This window comes from Aquitalea pelogenes, assembly GCF_041914625.1.
Classification (GTDB): Bacteria; Pseudomonadota; Gammaproteobacteria; order Burkholderiales; family Chromobacteriaceae; genus Aquitalea; species Aquitalea pelogenes.
Genome location: NZ_JAYSDA010000013.1, coordinates 1 through 25,042, shown reverse-complemented (window position 1 = coordinate 25,042; position 25,042 = coordinate 1). Strand labels below are relative to the sequence as shown.

The following is a 25,042-nucleotide window of genomic DNA, read 5'->3' as shown; positions in this document are numbered from 1 at the left end:
TTGCCGCTTCCGCGCGGCGGACGGGAAGGAGGGCTTGAGTGGCCAAGCCCTCCTTCACCTCCAAGGCCACCCCACAAGCATGGCCTGCGGCTACCCGACAGGTCCCGACCGGGGCGAGGCGCGCCTGAACTCGCGATTTGCTAACGTCAAATCGCTCAAACAGGGCAGGCGCTTAAAACCTCGCCCCGGCCACCTGTCGGCATGCTTGACGGGGCCCATGGGCGCGTTGGTGCGGTGGTTTTCGATGGGAAAATGGATTTATTCGGCAGCGTTGCGCGGTGGATCGCCCCTATGGGGCATCCACCCTACGGGGTCGGCGTGTAGGGCGGAAGCCCCTGCGTTATCGGGGCGTTCCGCCGCGAAATATGCCCGTTTCGCTATCTGCTAACGTCAAATCGCTCAAGCATTGCAGGCGATTACATACATCGCCCGGTCACCCGTCGGCGTGTTGGTGTTGTGGGTTTGATAGTGATTGGCTGGCTATAACTATTGGCCAATATAGACTTTCTTCTCTTTATCCCACTGATAAATTCTGTGCCATGTTCCATTTTTTTCGCGCAGCAGAATATTTTTATAGCCATGTGTTTCTTTTTTTGAAATGATCAGATAGTTTTTGGCAAAGGTTTCTTCAACCATCTGTTTTGTGTGCTTGCTGTTCCATTCACCTTCAATCGATTTGAAGTAACTCATTGGGGCCGAAAAGACGACTTTCAGTTTGTCGTCAAACTGGGAAATCAAATACAGTGCAGATGAAGTGCTGCTGCCACTGCCAGCAAAACTGTTTCGCCACTCGGCATTAATGCCAAATGTTGGATTTCCTTTATTGATGTGATAGGGCGTATTGTCAATATATGTCCACACGTCAGGAAATGAACTGCCTTTGTTACATACCTTGAAGTTGCTCAGGCAGTCAGCATCATTGCCGTCTATGTTGGATGCAGTCCAGTCTACCTTGTCTGTTACTGGCATCGCTGTTTTAGCCAATAAGATATACGCTGATTGGTTATGCGTTATTTCCAGTCCAAAAACACCAAGATAGAGTTCCGAGCTTTCGTTTGAGCAGCCGTCTGTTCGAAGTTCAAGCTGATGTCTTGAAATACCATCCTTGGCGGTGCAAAGCGCAACAATGAATTTTCCATTTTCTCCTGGCCACGGCTTGATGATTGCACCAACAAATGCTGACTTGTCCTTTTGGGGCGCTATTGTTCGGAGCAGGAAATCTGAACTCCAGCCGATTGGTAATTTTTCTTCAAATGATTTGTAAGGTTCTTTGATGGGTTTTGGGGTGGCGTTGACTAATTCGGCGTGGCTAAAGCTGCTCAAAACAGCCAAAAATATCACACGGACTTTTCTTGAGTCGTTCATGCGCATCCCTTGATTTAAGAACAACTGTCGAAGTTGACTCAGGCCCGTCAGTCCAAGCCTACACAGCCGTGCCGCTCAGGGTAAATGGGCGGTCGGCTGCGTGCTGTAGCAATACACCCGGTAGCGGATTTCAACTGTCTGACCGAGCGCCGCCGCAATATTGACCAGGGCATCCAGCGAAAACGATGCAATCTGGCCGTTCATCAACTGGCTGATGCGAGGATGGCTGACTCCGCAGCGCCGTGCGGCTTCCGCCTGGGTCAGTCCTTGTTCACTCACGGTGGTGGAAATCTGGCGCATCAAAGCGGCACGCACGCGCAGATTGGCCGCTTGTTGCGGGTTGGATTCAAGCGCATCCCATACGCTGATGGTGCTGGGTTCCGTGATCATGGTTTGCCTCTCAATAGTTGGTTTAGGTGCTGCCGGATCAAGTCAATAGCATGCCTTGCTTTGGCACTCTACCGACCTTAAGGGGTGCATTCGGCGGGCTTGACGTGCATCAAGGAGGTGTCGGTACAGTGGTTTCAGATAATGAACGACTTGCTGGGCATACTGATTATGTCATTGCAATATGGAGACCATGCGAGCAAGCTGTGAGTAGTCTGCAAACAGCCAGGAAATGCATGTTGGAAGGAAGATGGAAGGGGGGCGAGATTGGTGCAGGAGATGTTACGCAGACATCGGAAAGCATGGCTCAGGCTGCCAGATAGAGATTGCTACGGCAATCGTCCGCACATCATGATGGGTATTGCTTAAAGCGGCAAACTGATATTAGAGGCGTGAGATGGTAATTTTCGGCAAGAATCAGTCCACTTTGGAAAAAGTAAACAAGGTGCTGTTTGTAATTGTTTTGGCAGAAATTCTTGCATCTTTTGTATTCGATTGGATGCAAAAATATTCTTTGGTTTCTGTTGGTATTTTAGGTGTGATTAATGTTTTAAATAGTATGATTACTAAAGAAGTAATTTATATTCGTGGTGGTGAAATTCTCTATGAGAAAAACAAAAAAACTTATATTTTTTTCATGTTTATGTATGGTGTGTTTGCATTAATGTTTCTTTATCGTGGTTTGTCAAAATTTTAGGCGCATTATCGAATCGTTCCTCCTCTTATTTTTATAATCTGTACTGACAGTAACCGGTCCCGTCAGCGCGAGCCGACACAGTCGTGCCGCTCAGGGTCTTAAGCGGTCGGCTGTCCGCAGCGGCGCGACGGTAGCGCGCCGCAAGTTCCGGCCGCGCCCTGAGCGGTGCGGCTGGGGCGGGAATTCGACGCGCTGCGGGTCGCCTTTTCTTTGGGTACTTTCTTTTGGCGAAGCAAAAGTAAAGTACCTCGACGGCGGGGCGAGACCCGCGAAGTTGTTTTTTATTATTTAGAGATTATAGATTTTACTAAGTGCTTTACGAATTAATCATTCAATGAATTTTAATTGTCAGAAGGGCGAAATATTTTTATGCTTTTTAGGGATTTATTGCCTTTTGCGTCGGTTTGAAATAATTCAGCGCCAATGTCTTTTTGGTTTGTTGTGATGAGTGGAAGTTCTGTTTCAATTGCTTTTACCAGCTTGTTGTATGAATTAATGGCTTCTAGTATTTGATCTTGAAGTTCGCATCTGGGGTCTTGAGCTAAAATGGCACTGCTTAAACCGAGAGGATGTCCGTGTATGTCGGTGATCCAACGAATGCATATCGGATATTCAAACATTGTTTCTATGATTCGCTGATGCCCTTCAGGGGATGCGCCGATCTGGCGGATCCAACTGAACCAACTTGATGGATAGTTCATCGATAATGTTAGTAATAGTAGGCAATCTCCAAAGGCAGCTATAATTGCATCCAAATGAAGATACTCTATACCCACGGTAAAAGCTTCAGTATCAAGGTGTGCTCCAATTTTGTTGCGAACCCAGCGGATAGGACCCTGTAGATGCTTTTTTCTTAGACGCTTTGCTGTTTCGTTATATATTTTTTGGTCTGTGATTGGCCACTGATTACGGGTTTCGCGAGAAGCTACGTCATTCATCTTTGTTAGAAGAAGCGCTGTGCCGTCCATGAGTTTGCAAACTGGTACAGTGACCGCTCGCATGGCTCTCCGTTGTACTTTAGTGTCAATTAATTGTTCGGCGTAAAACGTGATGTCACGGCAAGCTTCGATGGCAAGAACAAGCATGCGAGTGCGCTCGTCATAGGGTGTCCAGTGTGAAGTGGTGTTGTCGACATCAAGTAGGTCCACAATGCCAGGTGAAAGCATTTCCCCGTCTGGTCCCATTGTAATTGGTAGGCCATTAAAGCTTGAGGCGATCTTTTCTAACATGTCCTTGTCGATGATTAATTTTGGTGTCAGCACTTCTTTTTCGTCATGTTTTGCATCCATCTGCTAATCTCCTTTGTGAATCCGGCTGTATGGCGAGATTGCTAATGACTGTAACTATTATTACCTTTTATTTTTTCTTTAAAATCACTTGTGATATTTTTGTTTGTAAAAAAGCCCTGCACATGCAGGGCTTTTTTACGGCAAGATTTTTAGCATTTTTAGCTGAAATTCAAGATTGCAAATTTCAATCTTTCCAATTTCTGATATTCAAGATCAATCCCAGCTCAACGCCCCGCCAGTCTGATACTCGGTAACTCGCGTCTCAAAGAAGTTCTTCTCCTTCTTCAAGTCAATCATCTCGCTCATCCACGGGAAGGGGTTGTTCACACCCGGGAACAACTGGTCCAGACCAATCTGCTGCATGCGACGGTTGGCAATAAAGCGCAGGTATTCCTTGAACATGCTGGCGTTCAGGCCCAGCACGCCACGCGGCATGGTGTCTTCGGCGTAGGCGTATTCCAGTTCCACGGCTTTCTTGAACAGCTCGACGATTTCGGCCTTGAAGCTTTCGGTCCACAGCTGCGGGTTTTCCAGCTTGATGGTGTTGATCAGGTCGATACCGAAATTGCAGTGGCTGGATTCGTCACGCAGGATGTACTGGTACTGCTCGGCCGCGCCGGTCATCTTGTTCTGACGGCCCAGTGCCAGGATTTGTACGAAGCCGACGTAGAAGAACAGGCCTTCCATGATGCAGGCAAATACAATCAGCGAGCGCAGCAGTTTCTGGTCGTTTTCCAGGGTGCCGGTCTTGAAGGCCGGGTCGCACAGTACGTCGATGAAGGGAATCAGGAATTCGTCCTTGTCACGGATGGACTTGATTTCGTTATAGGCGTTGAACACTTCGCCTTCGTCCAGGCCCAGGCTTTCCACGATGTACTGGTAGGCGTGGGTGTGGATGGCTTCGTCAAAGGCCTGACGCAGCAGGTACTGGCGGCATTCCGGGCTGGTGATCTGGCGGTAGGTGCCCAGCACGATGTTGTTGGCAGCCAGGCTGTCGGCGGTAACGAAGAAGCCCAGGTTGCGCTTGACGATGCGCATTTCGTCTTCGGTCAGCTGGCCGGTTTTCCATTGTTCGATGTCGCGCTGCATGTTTACTTCTTGCGGCATCCAGTGGTTGGCACATTGGGCGAGGTATTTTTCCCAGGCCCATTTGTGCTTGAACGGTACCAGCTGGTTGACGTCGGTGGTGCCGTTGATGACTTTCTTGTCCACGGCGTTGACGCGGCCTGCGCTGTTGCTGTCGGTAGGGGCTACGGACGGTTTTTGTACCGGGGTGTCGTCAAAGCTCAACATGTATTGGATTCTCCGAGTTTATTTGCCGGCTACGCCTTGCGGGGCGGCTGGCTGGATCTGGTATTGCGCGCCGGGCAGGGCATGCGTGCTGGTGCTGCTGTCGGGCTGACAGGGGGCTTGTTCCAGCTGCATGGCGCTCTGGCGCATGATGCGGATGGCGGTGCGGGGGCCGGCTGGCGTTTCGCGCAGCGCTTCGGGCAGGTCTACCAGCACCAGGCCCAGCTTGCGGTAGCGGTCTTGTTCCGGGTGCTGTGCGGCGCGGCTGGCGCTGCAAAATAGGGTGGTGCTCATGCCTGTGTCCCCCGTGTGTTGTTTGCTTCCGAAGCCGGCTGGTGGGCCAACCGGCTTGAGAAGCCCGTCCGGCTTGATTAGTGGGCCGGGTGGCTGTGTTCTTCGTACTGGGCCACGCCGTAGATGCGCCATTGGCCGTCTTCCCGTTTCAGGTGGTAGGCGGTGGCAAATATCCACGGTTCGGCCTGGTCGCGCTTGGCGGTCCAGCGCACTTTCACACTGGCCAGGTCGCTGCCAAAGGGCAGTACTTCGGCCACATAGCAGCTGGCGCTGGTGACGCCCTGGTCGCGGTAGTAGTCCAGGATGCCGACGGTGGCCTGGTACAGGGCGTCGGTATCGCGTTCTCCAAAAACCGCCGTCTGGCCATGGAATACCGCCACAAAAGGGCGGGTGAACATGGCGTAGACGGCTTTTGCATCCAGTGCCGAATAGGCCTGGCTGTATTGTTTGAAAAATTCCTGAAGTGTCATGGGCATCTCTGATTGTTAGCGCCTCGTGGGCGTTGTTCAGATGATGGCTGGCCGCGGGCTGGCTGCCATCTTGTTTGCTTTTACACTTCCCCATTCTTAAGCGGGCTGCATGGCAACGCGTTTAAGAATGGGTCAGCCTCGCGGGAGGCTGACCATGTGTCTAAATCAGCAATGCCGATTTAGATTTATATCGACTTCCTTACTGGCAAGCTTCGCCCAGCCCTGCGGGCTGGACACCGTCGCTTTGCTCCGGTGTCGTCCGGGTTGTTGCTACGCACCAACCGCTGATTGTTCTGCTTGCCTTACTGGCAAGCCTCACAATCAGGGTTGTCAATGCTGCAGAACTTGGCGTCGGTGGCCGGGGTGTTGTCCACTTCGGCGACCGGGGCGCTTTGTTCGGCGGCGGCGTTGTAGGCCGGGTTCAGGCCGCTGGCCACTGCGTTGAGTTCGCCGCCGCGACCGGTGGATTTCTCGGCGCTGGAGGCTGCCAGGGTGCGCAGGTAGTAGGTGGTTTTCACGCCACGAATCCACGCCAGCTTGTACAGGTCGTCCAGCTTCTTGCCGGATGCGCCAGCCATGTACAGGTTGAGCGACTGGGCCTGGTCAATCCATTTCTGGCGGCGCGATGCCGCTTCCACCAGCCATTTCGGGTCGATTTCGAAGGCGGTGGCGTAAATGGCTTTCAGCTCGGCCGGAATGCGGTCGATGCGGCCCAGGCTGCCGTCGAAGTACTTGAGGTCGGCAACCATCACTTCGTCCCACAGGCCTGCTTTTTTCAGGTCGCGCACCAGGTATTCGTTGGTGACGGTGAATTCGCCGGACAGGTTGGATTTCACGAACAGGTTCTGGTAGGTCGGCTCGATGCTGGCAGACACGCCAATGATGTTGGCGATGGTGGCAGTCGGGGCGATGGCCAGGGTGTTGGAGTTGCGCATGCCGTGTTGCTTGATGCGTTCACGCAGGGCGTTCCAGTCCAGGCGTTCGGTGCGGTCCATTTCCAGGTAGCCGCCACGTTCGGCTGCCAGCAGGTTGATGCTGTCTTGCGGCAGCAGGCCACGGTCCCACAGGCTGCCCTTGTACGACGGGTAACGGCCACGTTCTTCGGCCAGCTCGGTGCCTGCCCAGTAAGCGTAGTAGGCCACCATTTCCATGGATTCATCGGCAAATTCCACCGCTTCCTGCGAGGCGTACGGTACGCGCTTCATGTGCAGGCAGTCCTGGAAGCCCATGATGCCCATGCCCACCGGACGGTGCTTCAGGTTGGAGTTGCGTGCCTTCTTCACCGGGTAGAAGTTGATGTCGATCACGTTGTCCAGCATGCGCAGGGCGATGCGGATGGTGCGTTGCAGCTTCTCGGCGTCCAGCTTGCCGTCGGCACCCATGTGGGCGGCCAGGTTGACCGAGCCCAGGTTGCACACCGCGATTTCGTCGTCGTTGGTGTTCAGGGTGATTTCGGTGCACAGGTTGGAGCTGTGTACCACACCCATGTGCTGCTGCGGGCTGCGGATGTTGCACGGGTCCTTGAAGGTCACCCACGGGTGGCCGGTTTCAAACAGCATGGTCAGCATCTTGCGCCACAGGCTGAGGGCCGGAATGCGCTTGTACACTTTCAGCTCGCCACGTTCGCCCATGGCTTCGTAGTGCTGGTAGCGTTTTTCGAAGGCGGCACCGTACAGGTCGTGCAGGTCCGGGGTTTCGGACGGGGAGAACAGGCTCCATTCCGCGCCTTCCATCACACGCTTCATGAACAGGTCCGGAATCCAGTTGGCGGTGTTCATGTCGTGGGTGCGGCGGCGGTCGTCACCGGTGTTCTTGCGCAGTTCCAGGAACTCTTCCACGTCGGCGTGCCAGGTTTCCAGGTAGGCACATACCGCGCCCTTGCGCTTGCCACCCTGGTTCACGGCCACGGCGGTGTCGTTCACCACTTTCAGGAAGGGAACAATACCTTGCGACTTGCCGTTGGTGCCCTTGATGTGGGAGCCCATGGCGCGTACCGGGGTCCAGTCGTTACCCAGGCCGCCGGCAAATTTGGACAGCAGGGCGTTTTCCTTCAGGCCTTCGTAAATGCCGTCCAGGTCGTCGGCAATGGTGGTCAGGTAGCAGCTGGACAGCTGGCTGCGACGGGTTCCGGAGTTGAACAGCGTCGGGGTGGACGACATGAAGTCGAAGCTGGACAGCACGTTGTAGAACTCGATGGCGCGGGCTTCGCGGTTTACTTCGTTCAGTGCCAGGCCCATGGCCACACGCATGTAGAAGGCCTGCGGCATTTCAATGCGGGTGCCGTCGATGTGCAGGAAGTAGCGGTCGAACAGGGTTTGCAGGCCCAGGTAGCCGAATTTCAGGTCGCGCTTGGCGTCCAGGGCGGCACCCAGTTTTTTCAGGTCGAACTCGGCCAGCTTTTCGTCCAGCAGTTCGGCCTGAATGCCTTTCTTGATGAATTGCGGGAAGTACTCGGCATAGCGCTCGGCCATTTCTTCCTGGCTTACCGATTCATCCATGATTTCCAGACGGATGCTGTCCAGCAGCAGGCGGGCGGTGACATAGTCGTAGGCCGGGTCCTGTTCGATCATGGAACGGGCGGCCAGAATGGCGGACTTGTTCACTTCGTCCAGCGATACGCCGTCGTAGATGTTCTTCAGGGTTTCGGACAGGATGGCGTCGATGTCGATACCGGCCAGGCCCTGGGCGGCGGATTCGATGCCGGCGCGCAGGCGGGCGATGTCCAGCGGTTGCTTTCGGCCATCCTTGCGGATGACGTTGATCTGGATCTGGGTCAGCGCTTCGCCACGGGCGGCACGCTCTTGCGAGCGTTGTTCGCGGTACAGCACGTAGGCGCGGGCCACGTCGTGTTCGCCAAAGCGCATCAGGCTCAGTTCCACCTGGTCCTGGATGTCTTCGATATGAATGGCACCGCCTTCGGGCTTGCGACGCATCAGGGCGTTGACCACCAGTTCGGTCAGCTGGGCAACCTTGTCACGAATGCTGGCGGAGGTGGCGCCTTGATGCCCCATCACGGCCAGGAATGCCTTGGTCATGGCGATGGAGATCTTGACCGGCTCGAATGCCACTACGGCACCATTGCGGCGAATGGTCTTGTAGTGGCTGAAGTCGGCCTGGGGGGCGGCGGCACGGCCGAGTTCGGCGGCGGTTTGCCCTTCAAAGGTGGTCAGTTGCATGGAGCCCTCTTTGGGTGGTTTGCGTCCTTCGCGCTGCGGCTGCCGGGTAGGCCGGGCAGGGCTGTGGACAAGTCTGTTGAAAAGCTGTGTGTTCGTTGTGAATAAACACAATATGTATGTTTGTACTGCTAAGTTGGCCCAAATTCTAGTGGTCTGTTACGGTCTGGGCAAGTCTTGACAGCGCATCGGAAAATGTGAAATCCGCGCCAGATAAGGCTTGCAGCGGTATCGGAAATTTTTGGGCGTTAACTGTCTGCTTTTGCCGTTGGCAAGAAATCCAGTAAAGACAAGCATCTGGGTGCTGCTGCGGATTTACCACAAGATATGGTGTCGGCGCTGTGTTGCGGGGGCGCTACGCCTTTGGCATGAAAAATTGATGACGTTTCATCTTTTTCTGCATTGCTTGCCAGCAGGACGGCATGAAAAAACGGCAGCCAGCGCGGGGCGGGCTGCCGTTCGGGGTGAGTCGCAGCTTAGTCTTGCGCTTGCAGCCAGATCAGGCTGGCCATGCGGCCGGTAATCTTGTCGCGGCGATAGGAGAAAAAACGCTCGCGGTCGATGACAGTGCAGAAATCCCCACCGTATACCCGGTCAATACCCAGCGCGGCCAGTCGCTGGCGTGCCAGCAGATAGATGTCGGCCAGGTATTTGTCTTCGCCAATGGCTGTGAAGGCGTGCTCGGCTGCCGGGTCCTGCGCCATGAAGGCAGCGCGCACTTCAGCACCCACTTCGAAGGCATCCGGGCCGATGGCCGGGCCCAGCCAGGCCATCAGGCTGGAGGCTTCCACACCGGTGGCGGCCACGCTGGCTTCCAGCACGCCATCGCACAGGCCGCGCCAGCCGGCATGAGTCGCCGCCACCACGCTGCCGGCGTCATTGCACAGCAATACCGGCAGGCAGTCTGCCGTCATCACCACGCATACCTTGCCGGGCGTGGTGCTGTAGCTGGCGTCGGCATCCTGCAGGGTGTCGCCCGTTTCGGCGGCATTCACCACGTGGGTGCCGTGTACCTGGTTCAGCCAGGCCGGTTCGTCCGGCAGGTGGCTGCGCAGCAGTTCGCGGTTGGCGGCCACGGCGTCGGCATCATCCCCGACATGGCTGCCCAGATTGAAGCTGTTGAACGGCTGCAGGCTGTGGCCACCCTGGCGGGTGGTGATGAGGGTGTGCACATTGGCCGGGGCGGGCCAGTCGGCCTTGATCCACTGGCTGGCAGCGTCAGTCACGGACATAAATCACCTCGATGTCGCCATCGTCGTCTTCATCATCCTCGTCGTCCCAGTCTTCTTCGTCGCCTTCTTCGCCCAGGACGGCCTGTTCCAGTCGTTCGCCGCCTTCGCCGCGCAGGGTATTGAGCAGGTGCATGAAGTCATCCGGGATGGGGGCCTGCCAGCTGCGCTCTTCGCCAGTGGCGGGGTGAACCAGCGCCAGCTTGTAGGCGTGCAGGGCCTGACGGGCCAGCAGCTTGACCGCGTCGGCCACGTAGTCGTCCATCTTGTGGCGCGGGTTGCCGTATACGGCGTCGCCGGCCAGCGGATGGCGGGCTTCACGCATGTGCACACGAATCTGGTGGGTGCGGCCGGTTTCCAGCTTGCATTCGATATAGGAATGGCTGTCGAAGCGTTCCAGCACACGCACATGGGTAATGGCGGGCTTGCCGCCAAACTTCAGCACCGCCATTTTCAGGCGGTTGTGCGGGTCGCGGCCAATCTGGGTGCTGATGGTGCCGTCAAACGGCACCACGCCATCGGCAATGGCGCGGTAAATGCGTTTTACCGTGCGTGCTTGCAGCTGGCGTACCAGTTCGGTTTGTGCGGGTACGGTCTTGGCTACCACCATCAGGCCACTGGTGTCCTTGTCCAGCCGGTGCACAATGCCGGCGCGCGGTACGTGTGCGAGCGCGGGGCAGTGGTGCAGCAGGCCGTTAAGCAGGGTGCCGGTCCAGTTGCCGCTGGCCGGATGAACCACCAGGCCGGCCGGTTTGTTCACCACCAGAATGTGTTCATCTTCAAAAATAATGGGCAAATCCATGGCTTCCGCCTGGTAAGCCATTTCTTCATTTGACTGAACAATGGTAACGTCCAGCTTTTCGCCACCCAGCAGCCTGGTTTTCGGGGGGACGACTTTGCCGTCCACCAGTACATGGCCATCCTTGATCCATTGGGTCAGGCGGCTGCGGGAGTAATCGGGGAGGAGTTTGGCAAGAGCTGCATCGAGGCGTTCGCTACCCATGGATAGCGGAACCTCCAGCTGTTGACTTGCAGATACCTCGTTTTCCGAGATATCGCTATAATCCTCCGAGTCATAGTAAGGATCGGTCATGAAAAGATACGTTGTAGCAGCAATGTTGGTGATGGGGCTTGCCGGTTGTGCAACCACGGAAACCTACGACGAAACGCGCGGCTGGACCGTGGAAAAGCTCTACTCGGAAGCTCGGGATGAACTGAACAGCGGTAATTATACCCGTGCTGTCAAGCTGTACGAAACGCTGGAAGCGCGCTACCCCTATGGTCGCTATGCCCAGCAGGCCGAAATGGACCTGGCCTACACCCATTACAAGGATAACGAACCCGAGCTGGCTGTCGCCGCTGCCGACCGATTCATCAAGCTGCACCCGGCCCACCCGAATGTGGACTACGTGTACTACCTGAAGGGTTTGGTCTACTACAACGACGATCAGGGCGTGCTGTCGAAATGGGCTGGCCAGGACATGAGCGAGCGCGATCCGAAAGCCGCCCGCGAATCCTTCCTTGCCTTCCGCGAGCTGACCACGCGCTTCCCGAACAGCAAGTATAGTGCGGATGCGCTGCAAAAGATGAACCGTCTGGTGGATGCACTGGGTGGCGGCGAAATGCATGTGGCGCGTTACTACATGAAACGCGGCGCTTACCTGGCGGCTGCCAACCGTGCGCAGAACGTGGTGAAGGAATACTCCAACACCAAGTATCCGGAAGAAGCACTGGCGCTGATGTCGGTGGCCTACGACAAGCTGGGCATGACCAAGCTGGGCGACGACGCCAAACGCGTGCTGGCGCTGAACTACCCCAAGAGCGCCTATCTGACCCAGCCGTGGCAGGTGCAGGAAATGCCGTGGTGGAAGGTGTGGAAGTAATTCATGCCTGATGCCGTATGAAAAAAAGGCCGCGTTTGCGGCCTTTTTCTTTGCCTGCCATTCGGGTGGGCCGAATGGCGCGGGCTGATCAAATCGCGTCTTCGTTGGTTTCGCCGGTACGGATACGCACCACCTGCTCAACGGCCGTGACAAAAATCTTGCCGTCGCCAATCTTGCCGGTGCGGGCGGCCGCCACGATGGCTTCGATGGCGCGGTCTACCAGATCATCGGCCAGAATCACTTCCACCTTGACCTTGGGCAGGAAATCCACCACGTATTCGGCACCGCGATACAGCTCGGTATGGCCTTTCTGGCGGCCAAAACCCTTGACTTCGGTGACGGTCAGGCCGTTGATGCCAAGGTCGGACAGGGCCTCACGCACTTCATCCAGTTTGAAGGGTTTGATCACGGCTTCGATTTTTTTCATGCTCAGGTGCTCCTTGCGGTGACTTTATTGTTCCGTAAATGCGCTGTGGACGATTGATAGCCCGACATTCGCCGCAGAATGGCCTTAATGTACGGCCTGTTTTGCTGTATTATGACGCGCTTTCCTGATACTTGTCGCGAGTGTTGCATGTCGACCATTCTCAAGCTGCGGGGCGGTGCTGCCCTGTCCCAGTTTCGTCTTGAAAAACTTCTCGCTGCCGCCCAAGAGGCCGGTTTGCCCGAGATCAGCCTGAAAGCCGAATTCTGGCATTTTGCCGAGAGCGAAAGCGAACTCTCGACCGAACAGCAAGGCATTCTGGGCAAGCTGCTCAACTACGGCGAGGCGCCTTACGCCGAAGCGCCGCAGGGCGAATTGTTCCTGGTGACGCCACGACTGGGTACGCTGTCCCCCTGGGCCTCCAAGGCTACCGATATTGCCCGCCATTGCGGGCTGGAACAAGTGCTGCGGATCGAGCGCGGCACTGCTTACTGGGTAAGCACCGCCGGTGTATCTTTAAGTGAAGAGGCTCGTCAGGTTCTGGCGGGCCTCTTGCACGATCGCATGACCGAAACCGTGCTGGGCTCGCTGGATGATGCCGACAAGCTGTTCGTCCACATGGACCCGCAGCCGCTGACCAGCGTGGATATCCTGGGTGGTGGCCGTGCGGCACTGGAAGCGGCCAACCGCTCGCTGGGCCTGGCGCTGTCCGAAGACGAAATCGTCTACCTGGTAGAAAACTTCACCCGCATGGGCCGCAATCCCACCGACGTTGAACTGATGATGTTTGCCCAGGCCAACTCGGAACATTGCCGTCACAAGATTTTCAATGCGCAGTTCGTGATCGACGGCGTAGAGCAGGGCAAGTCCTTGTTCCGCATGATTCGTGACACGCACGATGCACATCCGGAAGGCACGCTGGTGGCCTACAAGGATAATGCCTCGGTGATTGAAGGCGCGTTCATCGACCGCTTCTATCCGGCACCGGAAACGGCCGAGTATGGTTTCACCACCGAACCGACCGACATCCTGATGAAGGTGGAAACCCACAACCACCCGACCGCCATTTCCCCGTTCCCGGGTGCTTCCACCGGCTCCGGTGGTGAAATCCGTGACGAAGGCGCCACCGGTCGCGGTTCGCGCCCCAAGGCTGGCCTGACCGGCTTTACCGTGTCCAACCTGAACATTCCGGGCTTTGTGCAGCCGTGGGAAGTGTACAGCGACAGCCAGGCCGAATACGGCCGTCCGGGTCGCATTGCTTCCGCCCTGCAAATCATGCTGGACGGCCCGATTGGCGGCGCTGCCTTCAATAACGAATTCGGCCGTCCCAACCTGACCGGCTACTTCCGTACCTTTGAAGAAGTTGTCGACGGCGAAGTGCGCGGCTACCACAAGCCCATCATGATTGCCGGTGGCCTTGGCAGCATCCAGCAGCAACAGATTCACAAAAATGAAATTCCGGAAGGTGCCTTGCTGATCCAGTTGGGTGGCCCCAGCCTGCTGATCGGCCTGGGTGGTGGCGCGGCGTCCTCCATGGACACCGGTGCCAACAGCGAAAACCTGGACTTCGACTCGGTACAGCGCGGCAACCCGGAAATCGAACGCCGCTGCCAGGAAGTGATTGACCGCTGCTGGCAGTACGGTGCCGACAACCCCATCGTGTCCATTCACGACGTGGGTGCGGGTGGCCTGTCCAATGCCTTCCCGGAACTGGTGAACGACGCCGGCCGCGGTGCCATCTTCCACCTGCGCAAGGTGCATCTGGAAGAAAAGGGCATGACCCCGATGCAGATCTGGTCCAACGAATCGCAAGAGCGTTACGTGCTGGCCATCCTGCCGCAGGACCTGGACCGCTTTACCGCCATTTGCGAACGCGAGCGCTGTCCGTTTGCCGTACTGGGCGTGGCTACCGATGATGGCCACCTGCAAGTACGCGACGACCACTTCAACAACAACCCGGTGGACATGCCGCTGGAAGTGTTGCTGGGCAAGCCGCCGCGCATGACCCGCGACGTGAAGACCGTAGCGCTGGAAACACGCGTGTTCGACGCTTCGCGCTTCCCGCTCAAGGAAACCGCCTACCGCGTGTTGCGTAACCCGGCGGTGGCGGACAAGTCCTTCCTGATCACCATCGGCGACCGCTCGGTGGGCGGCATGACCGCGCGTGACCAGATGGTTGGTCCGTGGCAGGTGCCGGTGGCCGACGTTGCCGTCACCACCATGGGTTTCAACAGCTACCGTGGCGAAGCCATGGCCATGGGCGAGCGCACACCGACTGCCTTGTTCAACGCCGCGGCTTCCGGTCGCATGGCCATTGGTGAATCGCTCACCAATATTGCCGCCAGCTTTGTCAGCCACATCGGCAACATCAAGCTGTCCGCCAACTGGATGGCTGCTGCCGGTCATCCGGGTGAAGATGCCCGCCTGTACGAAACCGTGGAAGCGGTATCGAAACTGAGTCAGGATCTGGGCGTCAGCATTCCGGTGGGCAAGGACTCGCTGTCGATGAAGACGGTATGGGAAGAAAACGGCGAGAAGAAGTCGGTGACTGCACCGGTTTCGCTGATTGTCACCGCCTTCTCTCCGGTGGAAGACGTGCGCAAGACGGTTACCCCGCAGCTGCGCAACGAAAAAGACACCGACATCATCCTGGTGGACCTGGGCTATGGCCGCTGCCGCCTGGGTGGCTCTATTTATGGTCAGGTATGGAAAGCCATGGAAGGCCGTGCGCCGGACGTGGAAAGCCCGGCCCAGCTGGCTGCATTCTTCAATACCGTGCAAACCCTGCTGCGTGACGAAATGCTGCTGGCCTATCACGACCGTGCCGATGGCGGCCTGTTCGTCACGCTGGCGGAAATGATGTTTGCCGGTCACGTCGGCCTGACGGTAGACCTGCAAGAGCTGGTGATCGAGCGCAAGAATACCCAGCGCCTGATCGACGACTTTGTACAGCCCACCCCGGAAGCCGCCACACACGGCCGCATCATGCGCGTGCTGTTCAATGAAGAACTGGGTGCCGTACTGCAGGTGAAGAAGTCGCACACCGCCGAAGTAATTTCCCGCTTCATGGCTGCCGGCATTGGCCGCGAGCTGTTCGTGCTGGGCAAGATCAACAGCAAGGACCGCCTGGTCATCAATCATCACGGCGAAGAGCTGTTCAATGAAAGCCGTGTGGACCTGCACAAGGCCTGGAGCGAAACCAGCCATCGCCTGCAACGCATGCGTGACAATCCGGCCTGCGCCGACAGCGAGCACCTGCTGCTGTCCGACACCCAGTCGCAAGGCCTGTTTGCCAAGCTGTCGTTTGATACCGAAGAAAACCCGGCCGCACCGTTCATCGCCACCGGCGCACGTCCGCGCATGGCCATCCTGCGCGAGCAGGGTGTGAACGGCCAGCTGGAAATGGCTGCTGCATTCGACCGTGCCGGTTTCCAGGCGGTTGACGTGCACATGAGCGACATCATCAGCGGTCGCGTGTCGCTGGCCGACTTCAAGGGTCTGGCCGCCTGCGGTGGCTTCAGCTACGGCGACGTGCTGGGTGCCGGCGAAGGCTGGGCCAAGAGCGTGCTGTTCAACCCGCGTGCCCGCGAGCAGTTTGAAGCCTTCTTTCAGCGTGGCGATACCTTCGCGCTGGGCGTGTGCAATGGCTGCCAGATGATGTCCAATCTGTCCGGCATCATTCCGGGTGCCCAGCACTGGCCGAAGTTCCAGCGCAATGCGTCCGAGCAGTTCGAAGCCCGCTTCACCATGGTGGAAGTCACCGAATCGCCGTCCATCTTCCTGGCCGACATGGTAGGTAGCCAGCTGCCGGTAGTGGTCAGCCACGGTGAAGGCCGTGCCGTGTTTGCCCCGGGTGCACAGGACGGCGTGATCACCGCGCTGCGTTATGTGGACTTCAATGGCAAGCCGACCGAAACCTACCCGCTGAACCCGAACGGTTCGCCGGCTGGCATTACCGGTGTCACCACCGCCGATGGCCGCTTCACCATCATGATGCCGCACCCGGAGCGTGTGTTCCGTACCGTGCAAAACAGCTGGCATCCGGAAAGCTGGGGCGAGAACGGTGCCTGGTTCCGCATGTTCGCCTCGGCACGCCGCTGGGTGGGCTAAGCGCTGCTGACAAAAACGGTGGAGGCCTTGTGCCTCTGCAAAACAAAACGGAAGCCTGATGGCTTCCGTTTTTTTATGTATTCAGCAAGCTTAAGAATCAGGATGCAGCTGCATCTGTCAGGTTTTGCGGGCCGAAGGCATGTGGCAGCAACTGGTCCAGCGTGGTGTCGATGCGGGCAGTGCCATCGCAGATGCTGCGCACCAGCATGCGTGGGCCAAATTCGTTCAGCACCTGGCGGCAGGCACCGCAAGGGGAGGTGGGCGTGGCCGTGGGGGTATAGATGCAGACAGCAATCACCTGTTGCAGACCGTGCAGCACCCTGGCGGAAAACAGGGCGGTGCGTTCCGCGCAATTGCCCAGGCCATAGCTGGCGTTTTCCACATTGCAGCCGGGGTGGACCAGGCCTTTTTCGTCCAGAATGGCTGCGCCAACGGCAAAGCGGCTGTACGGCACATAGGCCTGACGGGCTGCGGCGCGGGCGGCAGCTTCCAGTGCGGCCCATTGTTCGGGGCTGGGAATAGCGGTTGCCATGGATTCTCCGGATGGGTTCAAGCAGGGCGCGTGATCTTGCGCTGCGCGCCGCACACTGTCAACCGGCACCATGCAGGAATCAATCTACTCCTGGTTGACGCAATACCTGTGCCGCGTGCTGCAGCAAGGCCTCGCTCAGCGACTGTGCCAGTGAGGATTCCACCCGCCAGTGATGCCAGTACAAGGGCAGGTCCACGTACTGACCGGGCAGCAGGTTGACCAGACGGCCGGTGTGCAGGTCGTCGTCTATCATCAGCTCCGGCAGCAGGCTGTAGGCCAGCCCCAGTCGGGTGGCCTGCACAAAGCCCTGCGGCGTGGGCAGGGTCAGGTGCGGCGTGCTGCCCTCGTATGCGGCAAACTGTTTCAGGAATTCGCTGTGCAGGTCGTCCTTGCCGCTGAAAATGATGGCCGGGGCCTGGGCCAGTGCCGCCGGCGTGAAGCCATCGGGGAAATAGCGGGCGGCAAAGGCCGGCGTGGCCAGGCAGAGGTAACGCATGCTGCCCAGAAAGTGACACTCGCCGCCCTGGATCGGCGTGGGGCGGGTGCCGATGCAGCCCACCACATGGCCGCTACGCATCAGCTCGTGGGTGTAGTCCTGATCATCCATCATCACGTCAATCAGCAGGCGGCGCTGCTGCATGACACTTTGCACGGCGGGCAGGAACCAGGTAGCCAGGCTGTCGGCATTCACGCCCACCGTCAGCGTGGTGAAGCTGCTGTCCTCGGCATCCGGCTGCAGGGTGTTGCGCAACTCGCCCTCCATCAGGCACAGCTGCTGGTAATGGCGTAACAGCAAACGGCCGCTGATGGTGGGGGCGGGCGGGCTGGTGCGGGTGAGCACCGGCTGGCCAAGGTTTTCTTCCAGCTGACGAATGCGCTGCGAAATGGCGGACTGGGTCAGAAACAGCTTGCGTGCTGCCTTGTCAAAACCGCCGCACTCCACCACCGCTGACAATGCTTCCAGTTGTTTTGGGTCCAGCACCGCGTACTCCCGCTTGAACAAGGTGGCTCATGCTAATGGCTGCGCGCCCGCATGGCAAACAGGAGGGCAGCCAGCAGCACGCCGGCCAGAAACAGGCTGCGCGCCACGCTCCAGTCGGTGCTGCCCGCCACCAAGGCAGCCAGCAGCAAGGGGCCGAGCAATTGCCCCAGGTTGGCCAGTTGCACGAAATAGCCTTGCAAGACAGCCAGCTGCACCGGGCCACGGCTGAGCCCGTGCGCTGAGGACAGGGCAGCGGGCGGCACCGCACCGCCACAAAAGGAAAGCAGCAGGCACAGCAGGTAGGCTGCATCCGCTGGCAGGCCAGGCCAGAAAGCCAGCAGGCCACTCACACCCATCAGCCCCAGTGCGCTGCAAATGAGCGTGTCGCGCGCCATGCCGCGGCGTAGCAGCCAAGCACCGGCAAGGTTGCCGGGAATATTGGCCACCACCGCCAGTGCCGACAGCAGGGCGATGGAGCTGGTGCTCAGTTCCGCCCGGGCCTGCAGCATGGTTGGCAGCCAGACAAAAACCGCCCACAACATCAGGGTGTACAGCATGAAGGCGAGGCCATAGCGCCAGACCGCCGAGTGGCGTAGTACTGAAAACGGCGCTGCGGCTTGTGGTGTGCCTGGTAATGACTGCGCGCTGCGCTGCCGGAAAACAGGTCTGCACAGCAGCAGTAACAGCAAGGCCAGCAGTTGCAGCGCCATGCCCGCCAGCCATGCCAGACGCCAGCCACCAACTGCAGCCAGCGCTGGCGTCAGCAGCATGCCGACAGCAGCACCCAGCGGCAGGTTTACCGCCCACAGACTGAGTGTCAGGCGCTTGTCCTGATCGCTGGTCAGACTGACGATCAAACCTGGCATGGCTACCGAGACCAGCAAGAAGCCGATGCCCTCGATCACCCGTGAGGCCAGCATCATGGCAAGGCCATGCGCAGGCAGCGCCAGTGCGCCGCCAAGCAGCAACAGCAGCAGGCCGATGATGCCTGCTTGCAGTGCATTCCAGCGCACCAGCAGCAGACCCATGAACAGGCTGAGCAGGATGGCCAGGCTATTGAAGGCAGAGGCGATCCAGCCGCCTTCAACCAGACTCAGGCCCAGTTCCTGTCGCAGCAGCCCCAGCACGGCCGGCACTTTGCCAAGGCAGAAGGCCCCGGCGGCTCCCGCAAATATGGCAATCAGTACGGTCGGCCAGTGCGTGGCCTGCGTGGCTGGATGCTGGCTGGGCGTGTTCATGCGGGCTGATGGCTGTTGCGCAGCCAGTCCTCGGTCAATTGTCCGAACTCACCGCGCTGATACGCCCGGATGCGGTCGTTGATTTCTTCGCTGCTATTCATCACGAAGGGCCCGTGCTTGACCAGCGGCTCGCGCAGCGCCGGGCCGGACAGCAAGACAAAATGGCAGTTCTCAGCGGCATGCAACTGCAAGTCGGCTGCCTGCGTCGCCGAGCCATCCATACCGATGCCAATGGCAGACCCTGCCGGAATGTGGATGCCTTGCCCGTCGGCGCTCAGTTGTAGCAGCGCATCGATGGCGTAGAGCATGGCATTCCAGCCGGGCGGCAGTTGATGGGTGAAATGCTGACCTGCATCAATAAATCCATCCAGCAAGGTAAAGGCTTCCGGCAATGCCGAGGTGTGGGCGGCGTGGATGCCGTTGCTGCTGCCGGCTGCCACGCGTACCCGCACACCAGGGGCGTGGTATTCCGGGATGTCCGTCGGTTCGGCATGCACGGCAAACGGTGCCTGCATTTTCTTGCTGGCCGGCAGGTTGACGAAAATTTGCAGTGCATGCACATGCGGATTGGCGCCTTCCGGCTGTTCGGTATGCACCGCGCCACGCCCGGCGGCCAGCCAGTGCAGGGCACCCGGCACGATGGGGCCCTGGTTGCCCATGGAGTCGTAATTGACATGCGGGCTGCTGGCGTCTTCGAACATATAGGTCACGGCGGAAATCCCGGCGTGGGGGTGTGGTTCGAAGGTGGGGCTGGTCATGTGAAAGTGGTCCACCATCACCACCGGGTCAATCAGACCATTGAACATCTGTTCGCCAAAATGCTGGGCCTGAAAGCCGCTGCCGATGGTGAGCGGCTGGCCTTGGGCCGGGGAGGAAATCTTCAGTCGTGTCATTGTGCTTGTTTCCTGATACCGCCGGGCCGGACGGCCGCAGCGTGGTTAAACGTCAACGGTAAAACCTGCTGCGTTCTGGCCGCTGCTGGTTTTGCTCTTGCTCTGCCTGATTTCTTGAACGTGTGCTTTAACCTTGCTCGAGTGGCAGTGCTTGCCAGTGCCGCAGCAGGCGCTCTGTGGCAAACATGCTGTGCACCCTGGCGAAGTAAGGTTGGTAATAGGCGCGCTGCAACTGCACTTCTTCCAGATGACGGCGGCTGCTCCAGCCTTCCAGCAGCAGGATGCGGCAGGGGTCGTCGTCATCCTGGAAGATTTCAAAGCGCAGGCAGTCTGCCTCCTGCTGCACAATAAAGCGGCTGAACTGCTGCAGTTCTTGCAGGAAGTCCGCCAGACTTTCCGGCTTGATGGTGAGTTCAACCGTCAGAACGTGCATGTCTGTTGCCGTGTTAAAGGGCATCGGTCAGGCCGCCATCGGTCAGCAGGGTACGGCCGGTAATCCAGCGTGCATCTTCACTGGCCAGAAATGCCACCACATCGGCAATATCTTCCGGCTGCGCCACCCGTCCCAGCGGTGTGCCATTGGCCACCGCTTCCCGGCGGGCCAACGGTGTGGCTGCGGTCATGTCGGTTTCGGTCATCGCCGGCGCCACCGCATTGACGGTAATGCCGCGTGGCCCCAGTTCCAGCGCGTAGGCGTGAGTCAGTACCGATACGGCCGCCTTGCTGGCCGAGTAAATGGCGGTACCAATGCGCGGCGAGTAGATCAGGTTGCTGGACAAGTTGACGATGCGGCCGCCGCGCTCGGGGAAAAACGGCAAGGCATGACGCGTCATCAAGAGCATGCTGCCCATATTGCCGTCGAACACCCGGGCGATATGCTCGGCATCCACATCCGCCAGCGTGCGGCCTTCAAACACGCCGGCATTGTTGACCAGGATGTCGATACGGCCAAAACGGGTGGCAATGCCGGACAGCACATCGCGCACGGCTGACTCCTGGCTGACATCGGCAGCACAGGCTACCGCCTTGCCACCCTGGCTGATGATGTCAGCAACAACATGCTCTGCCTGTTGCTGATTGCTGCGATACACAATCACTACCTGCGCGCCCTCATCGGCCAGCTTGCGGGCAATGGCTGCGCCAATGCCGCGGGAACCACCGGTGACTACGGCTACCTTGTCTGCTTGTTTCATGTCGGATTCGCTCTGTCTGGCTTGATGGGGGGGTGTGGGCAGCCAGCGCCCTCAAGCGGGCGCTGGCCGTGCTCTCTGCGTGTGCTTAGGTCTTGGTGAATCCGCTCTGGATCTGCCATACCAGCGTGGCAAACGGCATGTCCATGTCGCTGTAAACTTCACCCGCGTTGGGGTCGACATTGCTGCGCAGCATTTCCACCGCTGCGGTGGCATAGTCAGTAACCGGAATACCGGCACCCAGCAGGCGTTGCAGGCCGGCAGTGCGCTTGGCTTCGTTGTAGGTACCGGAAGCGTCCAGTACCACACGGCTGTCGTAGCCAGCGGCTTTGGCTGACAAGGCCGGGAAGCTGGCGCAGATTTCCAGTGATACACCCGCCACAATGATTTGCTTGCGACCGGTTTGCTCGATGGCGGCCCGAACGTTCGGGTCATCCCAGGCGTTGATCATGGTGCGGCTGATCACTTTTACACCGGGCAGTGCGGCGGTGAGCTCCGGCATGGTCGGGCCCCACATGCCGTCCGGCATGGTGGCAGTCACGATCACCGGCACGCCCAGGGTGCGCGCAGCCTTGGCCAGTGCCACTACATTGTGTTTGAGATCGCCCAGCGGAATGTCGCGCACACCACTGATCAGGCCGACCTGATGATCGACCAGCAGTACCACTGCGTTATCGCGCGACAGCATGTTCAGGTTGGTATTTTCATGTTGTGACATGGTGTTCCCCTCGCTTTAAAAGAGATGCTGATGATGCGTACGCTGCGGCCAGTGCCTGACTGCAGACAGGCGCTGGCCGGACTCACAGCAGCGGCTTACTTCTTGGTGAAGCCGCTTTGCATCTGCCATACCAGGGTGGCAAACGGCATATCCAGGTCGCCGTAGACATCGTGTGCCTTGGGATCGGTATTGCTGCGCAGCATTTCTACTGCCGCACTGGCATAGTCGGTGACCGGAATGCCGGCACCCAGCAGGCGTTGCAGGCCGGCAGTACGTTTGGCTTCGTTGAAGGTGCCGGAGGCATCCAGCACGACACGGGTGTCGTAGCCAGCGGCTTTGGCCGACAGGGCCGGGGAGCTGGCGCAGATTTCCAGCGATACACCCGCCACGATGATTTGCTTGCGACCGGTTTTTTCGATGGCGGCACGTACGTTCGGGTCATCCCAGGCATTGATCATGGTGCGGCTGATCACTTTTACACCGGGCAGTGCGGCGGTGAGCTCCGGCATGGTCGGGCCCCACATGCCGTCCGGCATGGTGGCAGTTACAATCACTGGCACGCCCAGGGTGCGCGCGGCCTTGGCCAGCGCAACCACGTTATGTTTCAGATCGCCAACCGTGGTGTCGCGCACGCCGCTGATCAGGCCTACCTGATGATCAACCAGTAGCAGTACGGCGTTGTCACGCGACAGCATGGTGAGATTGGCGTTTTGCTGGGTGGCGGCGACGGTTGTCGCGGCAGCTGCCGGCAGGGAAATGCTGGCGGCAGACAGGGTAGCAAGGCCAAACAGGGTGGCGTTCAGGATGTGGCGAAGTTTCATGGCGAAGTCCTTGTATGTGAGTGAGTGCGCATGCAGGTTTCGTGCTTGTGAGGAAGCCTGACTGGGTAGTGCTGTCCTAAAGGCCTGGATGCGTGGAGATAGTATGGGCAGTGAAACAGGACAAAAAAATAAGAAAAGTCTTGTTTATCGTTCTATCAATGGAACATTAGGATGATGAAAACGGGAGGGGGGGATGACTGCACTGCCACTGGATCTGAATGATCTGTTTCTGTTTTCCCAAGTGGTGCAACGCCAGGGCTTCAGTGCGGCGGCACGTGCGCTGGGTCTGCCAAAATCCAGGCTGTCACGGCGTGTCAGTCTGCTGGAAGAGCACCTGGGGACACGCTTGCTGCAGCGAGGGCCAAGGGCAGTGAGCCTGACCGATGCCGGTCAGGCACTCTATGCTCATTGTCTGGCCATGCTGGCCGAAGCCCGCGCCGGTGAAGAAGCGGTCAGGCAACGCCAGCACGAACCAAGCGGCACGGTACGGCTGAGTGTGCCGGTAGCGATTGCCGATGCAGTGCTGTCGCGCCTGCTGCCGCAGTTCATGCTGCATTACCCCAAAGTGCGCCTGGCCGTACAGGCTTGCAATCGCCAGGTGGACTTGCTGGAAGAGGGGGTGGATGTGGTGGTGCGCGGTATCAATCATGCCTTGTTACCCTCCAGCCTGATCCAGGTTCCGCTGTGTACGGCACGCTGGGGCCTGCTGGCTGCGCCATCCCTGGTATTAGGTACTGTTCTGCAGCCGCAACAGTTGACGGGGTGCAATGCCTTGCTGTTTGCGCCGCAAGGAGATGGCAGTGATGTCTTGCGTTTACGTGGACATTCTGAAATGAGTTGCGATGTACAGATGAACGTCCTGCTGCGTAGCGACCATATTCCCACCCTGAAACAGGCGGCACTTGCCGGTATCGGCATTACCGACCTGCCTTTGTATGCCTGTGTGCAGGAACTGGCCAGCGGACAGTTGCAGCATGTGCTGCCTGACTGGCATCCGCGGGATGGCCGGCTGGTGATGCTCTACCCCAGTCGGCGCGGCCTGTCACCCGCGGTGCGAGTGCTGATCGACTTCGTGAAGCGTGAATTGCCTGCACTGCTGGAGTACCGCGCGGATGAGTCTGTGATTGAAAATTAGAAATACTTATTGTGTATAAAAATTATTAGTTTAACTTTTTATCGCTGTGGCATTAGTCTGTGGGCATTGTCAATCAAGCAGGTCTGGCCGGCAGGCGGGTAGACCTCCGTGCAACGGGAAATCCATGTTCAACTTGAGTGTTTATCTGGCCGCACTGGGCCTTTCCGGTAGTCAGATCGTGGGAATTGGTCCGCAGAATGCTTTCATCATCAGGCAGGGAATAGGGCGCAGCCACATTCTGCCCATTGTGCTGATCTGCATTGTGGCGGATGTCATCCTCATCAGCTGTGGTGTATTGGGCATGGGCAAGATCATTGGTGCCATCCCCGGTTTTGTACAGACCGTTGCCTGGCTGGGTGCCGGTTTCTTGCTGTGGCTGGGTTTCAAGTCATTCCGGGCGGCGCTGCATCCCGGTGCACTGAAACTGGAGGGCTCGGTGGAGCGGGACAGGAAAAAGGCGATTCGCACCATTTTGCTGGTGACCTTGCTGAACCCCTATGTATGGCTGGATACGGTCATCCTGATCGGCAGCGTGGCTTCGGTATACGGCAGTCAGTCTGCGCCGTCTTTTATTCTGGGCAGCATTACCGCCTCGGTCAGCTGGTTTGTCGGTATCGGTTTTTTTGCCAGCAAACTGGCGCCGCTGTTTCAGCAGGAGCGTAGCTGGCGCATTCTGGACTGCGCCATTGGCCTGATCATGCTGTTTACCAGTAGCCTGCTGGTCTGGAATTACGGCCTTACACACTAAGCCACCGTTGCAGAATGCAAAAAAGCCGGACGCTGTCCGGCTTTTTCATTAGGTGCGATAGATGCGATCTGGCTTATTCAGCGGCAGCGTCCAGTTCCAGTCCCTTGATCAGGTCGTCGCGGGTCAGCAGGAAGACAAAGCCATCGCCGCTGGCGGTTTCCATCCACATGAAGG

23 protein-coding genes are annotated in these 25,042 nt (G+C 58.2%); 5 read left to right on the top strand and 18 right to left on the bottom strand.

The features are described 5' to 3' along the window. Positions 1-486: 486 nt before the first annotated feature. Complete coding sequence (locus ACE3SE_RS11825) at positions 487-1,365, bottom strand: hypothetical protein (protein WP_374555483.1); 879 nt, start codon at positions 1,363-1,365, stop codon at positions 487-489. A 75-nt stretch (positions 1,366-1,440) separates the two neighbouring features. Next, the gene (locus ACE3SE_RS11820; RefSeq protein ID WP_374555481.1) at positions 1,441-1,755 is read right to left on the bottom strand and encodes a helix-turn-helix domain-containing protein; all 315 of its coding nucleotides are present in this window, start codon (positions 1,753-1,755) and stop codon (positions 1,441-1,443) included. Positions 1,756-2,197: 442 nt separating this feature from the next. On the opposite strand from ACE3SE_RS11820, the gene ACE3SE_RS11815 reads away from it, so the two are divergent. Beyond that, the gene (locus ACE3SE_RS11815) at positions 2,198-2,449 is read left to right on the top strand and encodes a hypothetical protein (protein WP_374555479.1); all 252 of its coding nucleotides are present in this window, start codon (positions 2,198-2,200) and stop codon (positions 2,447-2,449) included. A gap of 341 nt (positions 2,450-2,790) precedes the next feature. Here the strand turns inward: ACE3SE_RS11815 and ACE3SE_RS11810 are convergent, their stop codons facing one another. The 7 genes from ACE3SE_RS11810 to rluD form a co-directional block, all read right to left on the bottom strand. Next, positions 2,791-3,738: a hypothetical protein gene (locus ACE3SE_RS11810; protein ID WP_374555477.1), complete on the bottom strand. Its 948-nt coding sequence runs from the start codon at positions 3,736-3,738 to the stop codon at positions 2,791-2,793. A gap of 213 nt (positions 3,739-3,951) precedes the next feature. Next, positions 3,952-5,031, bottom strand: a complete 1,080-nt coding sequence (locus ACE3SE_RS11805; RefSeq protein WP_045847002.1) for a ribonucleotide-diphosphate reductase subunit beta — start codon at positions 5,029-5,031, stop codon at positions 3,952-3,954. Positions 5,032-5,049: 18 nt separating this feature from the next. After that, positions 5,050-5,322, bottom strand: a complete 273-nt coding sequence (locus ACE3SE_RS11800; RefSeq protein WP_062786734.1) for a hypothetical protein — start codon at positions 5,320-5,322, stop codon at positions 5,050-5,052. 77 nt (positions 5,323-5,399) lie between these two features. Then, complete coding sequence (locus tag ACE3SE_RS11795; protein WP_374555474.1) at positions 5,400-5,792, bottom strand: nuclear transport factor 2 family protein; 393 nt, start codon at positions 5,790-5,792, stop codon at positions 5,400-5,402. Positions 5,793-6,094: 302 nt separating this feature from the next. Beyond that, positions 6,095-8,968: a ribonucleoside-diphosphate reductase subunit alpha gene (locus ACE3SE_RS11790; protein WP_131359961.1), complete on the bottom strand. Its 2,874-nt coding sequence runs from the start codon at positions 8,966-8,968 to the stop codon at positions 6,095-6,097. 473 nt (positions 8,969-9,441) lie between these two features. Beyond that, positions 9,442-10,197 carry a peptidoglycan editing factor PgeF gene (pgeF, locus tag ACE3SE_RS11785; protein WP_374555472.1) on the bottom strand — a complete coding sequence of 252 codons (756 nt, stop codon included), beginning with the start codon at positions 10,195-10,197 and terminating at the stop codon, positions 9,442-9,444. Continuing rightward, positions 10,184-11,287, bottom strand: a complete 1,104-nt coding sequence (gene rluD, locus ACE3SE_RS11780) for a 23S rRNA pseudouridine(1911/1915/1917) synthase RluD (RefSeq protein ID WP_374555470.1) — start codon at positions 11,285-11,287, stop codon at positions 10,184-10,186. The genes pgeF and rluD overlap by 14 nt, the downstream gene beginning before the upstream one ends. On the opposite strand from rluD, the gene ACE3SE_RS11775 reads away from it, so the two are divergent. Then, entirely contained in the window at positions 11,286-12,077 is a 792-nt protein-coding gene (locus tag ACE3SE_RS11775) for an outer membrane protein assembly factor BamD (RefSeq protein WP_374555468.1), read from the top strand. The two genes, rluD and ACE3SE_RS11775, sit on opposite strands and share 2 nt — an antisense overlap. 88 nt (positions 12,078-12,165) lie before the next feature. On the opposite strand, the gene ACE3SE_RS11770 is transcribed toward ACE3SE_RS11775, so the two are convergent. After that, a complete protein-coding gene (locus ACE3SE_RS11770; protein WP_045846995.1) occupies positions 12,166-12,504 on the bottom strand; it encodes a P-II family nitrogen regulator in 339 nt (112 codons plus the stop codon). A gap of 147 nt (positions 12,505-12,651) precedes the next feature. Between ACE3SE_RS11770 and purL the strand changes: the two genes are divergently transcribed. Continuing rightward, positions 12,652-16,611 carry a phosphoribosylformylglycinamidine synthase gene (gene purL / locus ACE3SE_RS11765; RefSeq protein WP_374555466.1) on the top strand — a complete coding sequence of 1,320 codons (3,960 nt, stop codon included), beginning with the start codon at positions 12,652-12,654 and terminating at the stop codon, positions 16,609-16,611. A gap of 97 nt (positions 16,612-16,708) precedes the next feature. Here purL and ACE3SE_RS11760 read toward each other — a convergent pair whose 3' ends face one another. The 8 genes from ACE3SE_RS11760 to ACE3SE_RS11725 all read right to left on the bottom strand — a co-directional run bounded on the left by ACE3SE_RS11760 (position 16,709) and on the right by ACE3SE_RS11725 (position 22,985). Then, positions 16,709-17,143 carry a cytidine deaminase gene (locus ACE3SE_RS11760; RefSeq protein WP_374555464.1) on the bottom strand — a complete coding sequence of 145 codons (435 nt, stop codon included), beginning with the start codon at positions 17,141-17,143 and terminating at the stop codon, positions 16,709-16,711. A 79-nt stretch (positions 17,144-17,222) separates the two neighbouring features. Beyond that, positions 17,223-18,125, bottom strand: a complete 903-nt coding sequence (locus ACE3SE_RS11755) for a LysR family transcriptional regulator ArgP (protein WP_374555462.1) — start codon at positions 18,123-18,125, stop codon at positions 17,223-17,225. Positions 18,126-18,157: 32 nt separating this feature from the next. Then, positions 18,158-19,363 carry an MFS transporter gene (locus ACE3SE_RS11750; RefSeq protein ID WP_374555460.1) on the bottom strand — a complete coding sequence of 402 codons (1,206 nt, stop codon included), beginning with the start codon at positions 19,361-19,363 and terminating at the stop codon, positions 18,158-18,160. Further along, a complete protein-coding gene (locus ACE3SE_RS11745; protein ID WP_374555458.1) occupies positions 19,360-20,256 on the bottom strand; it encodes a pirin family protein in 897 nt (298 codons plus the stop codon). Before ACE3SE_RS11745 ends, ACE3SE_RS11750 begins: the two co-directional genes overlap by 4 nt. Positions 20,257-20,383: 127 nt before the next feature. Beyond that, entirely contained in the window at positions 20,384-20,689 is a 306-nt protein-coding gene (locus ACE3SE_RS11740) for a putative quinol monooxygenase (RefSeq protein ID WP_374555456.1), read from the bottom strand. A 13-nt stretch (positions 20,690-20,702) separates the two neighbouring features. Beyond that, positions 20,703-21,449, bottom strand: coding sequence for an SDR family NAD(P)-dependent oxidoreductase (locus tag ACE3SE_RS11735; protein WP_374555454.1), 747 nt, complete (start codon positions 21,447-21,449; stop codon positions 20,703-20,705). Positions 21,450-21,534: 85 nt separating this feature from the next. After that, the gene (locus ACE3SE_RS11730) at positions 21,535-22,164 is read right to left on the bottom strand and encodes an isochorismatase family protein (RefSeq protein WP_374555452.1); all 630 of its coding nucleotides are present in this window, start codon (positions 22,162-22,164) and stop codon (positions 21,535-21,537) included. 95 nt (positions 22,165-22,259) lie between these two features. Beyond that, positions 22,260-22,985, bottom strand: a complete 726-nt coding sequence (locus ACE3SE_RS11725; RefSeq protein WP_374555450.1) for an isochorismatase family protein — start codon at positions 22,983-22,985, stop codon at positions 22,260-22,262. Positions 22,986-23,178: 193 nt separating this feature from the next. Here ACE3SE_RS11725 and ACE3SE_RS11720 point away from each other — a divergent pair, with 193 nt between their 5' ends. Both ACE3SE_RS11720 and ACE3SE_RS11715 read left to right on the top strand, forming a co-directional pair. Then, positions 23,179-24,120, top strand: coding sequence for a LysR substrate-binding domain-containing protein (locus ACE3SE_RS11720; RefSeq protein WP_374555448.1), 942 nt, complete (start codon positions 23,179-23,181; stop codon positions 24,118-24,120). Between the two features lie 124 nt (positions 24,121-24,244). Continuing rightward, on the top strand, positions 24,245-24,868 hold the full coding sequence (locus tag ACE3SE_RS11715) for a LysE/ArgO family amino acid transporter (RefSeq protein WP_374555446.1): 624 nt from the start codon (positions 24,245-24,247) through the stop codon (positions 24,866-24,868). Positions 24,869-25,042: the final 174 nt, after the last annotated feature.

Excerpts from the sequence above, each read along its gene's own strand:
- ACE3SE_RS11735 (WP_374555454.1), bottom strand. The coding sequence starts at position 21,449 with ATGAAACAAGCAGACAAGGTAGCCGTAGTCACCGGTGGTTCCCGCGGC.
- ACE3SE_RS11810 (WP_374555477.1), bottom strand. The coding sequence starts at position 3,738 with ATGGATGCAAAACATGACGAAAAAGAAGTGCTGACACCAAAATTAATC.
- ACE3SE_RS11720 (WP_374555448.1), top strand. The coding sequence starts at position 23,179 with ATGACTGCACTGCCACTGGATCTGAATGATCTGTTTCTGTTTTCCCAA.
- ACE3SE_RS11730 (WP_374555452.1), bottom strand. The coding sequence starts at position 22,164 with ATGTCACAACATGAAAATACCAACCTGAACATGCTGTCGCGCGATAAC.
- ACE3SE_RS11760 (WP_374555464.1), bottom strand. The coding sequence starts at position 17,143 with ATGGCAACCGCTATTCCCAGCCCCGAACAATGGGCCGCACTGGAAGCT.
- ACE3SE_RS11820 (WP_374555481.1), bottom strand. The coding sequence starts at position 1,755 with ATGATCACGGAACCCAGCACCATCAGCGTATGGGATGCGCTTGAATCC.
- pgeF (WP_374555472.1), bottom strand. The coding sequence starts at position 10,197 with ATGTCCGTGACTGACGCTGCCAGCCAGTGGATCAAGGCCGACTGGCCC.
- ACE3SE_RS11750 (WP_374555460.1), bottom strand. The coding sequence starts at position 19,363 with ATGAACACGCCCAGCCAGCATCCAGCCACGCAGGCCACGCACTGGCCG.
- ACE3SE_RS11775 (WP_374555468.1), top strand. The coding sequence starts at position 11,286 with ATGAAAAGATACGTTGTAGCAGCAATGTTGGTGATGGGGCTTGCCGGT.
- ACE3SE_RS11795 (WP_374555474.1), bottom strand. The coding sequence starts at position 5,792 with ATGACACTTCAGGAATTTTTCAAACAATACAGCCAGGCCTATTCGGCA.
- ACE3SE_RS11740 (WP_374555456.1), bottom strand. The coding sequence starts at position 20,689 with ATGCACGTTCTGACGGTTGAACTCACCATCAAGCCGGAAAGTCTGGCG.
- ACE3SE_RS11825 (WP_374555483.1), bottom strand. The coding sequence starts at position 1,365 with ATGAACGACTCAAGAAAAGTCCGTGTGATATTTTTGGCTGTTTTGAGC.
- ACE3SE_RS11745 (WP_374555458.1), bottom strand. The coding sequence starts at position 20,256 with ATGACACGACTGAAGATTTCCTCCCCGGCCCAAGGCCAGCCGCTCACC.
- ACE3SE_RS11770 (WP_045846995.1), bottom strand. The coding sequence starts at position 12,504 with ATGAAAAAAATCGAAGCCGTGATCAAACCCTTCAAACTGGATGAAGTG.
- ACE3SE_RS11800 (WP_062786734.1), bottom strand. The coding sequence starts at position 5,322 with ATGAGCACCACCCTATTTTGCAGCGCCAGCCGCGCCGCACAGCACCCG.
- ACE3SE_RS11725 (WP_374555450.1), bottom strand. The coding sequence starts at position 22,985 with ATGAAACTTCGCCACATCCTGAACGCCACCCTGTTTGGCCTTGCTACC.
- purL (WP_374555466.1), top strand. The coding sequence starts at position 12,652 with ATGTCGACCATTCTCAAGCTGCGGGGCGGTGCTGCCCTGTCCCAGTTT.
- ACE3SE_RS11715 (WP_374555446.1), top strand. The coding sequence starts at position 24,245 with ATGTTCAACTTGAGTGTTTATCTGGCCGCACTGGGCCTTTCCGGTAGT.
- ACE3SE_RS11805 (WP_045847002.1), bottom strand. The coding sequence starts at position 5,031 with ATGTTGAGCTTTGACGACACCCCGGTACAAAAACCGTCCGTAGCCCCT.
- rluD (WP_374555470.1), bottom strand. The coding sequence starts at position 11,287 with ATGACCGATCCTTACTATGACTCGGAGGATTATAGCGATATCTCGGAA.
- ACE3SE_RS11790 (WP_131359961.1), bottom strand. The coding sequence starts at position 8,968 with ATGCAACTGACCACCTTTGAAGGGCAAACCGCCGCCGAACTCGGCCGT.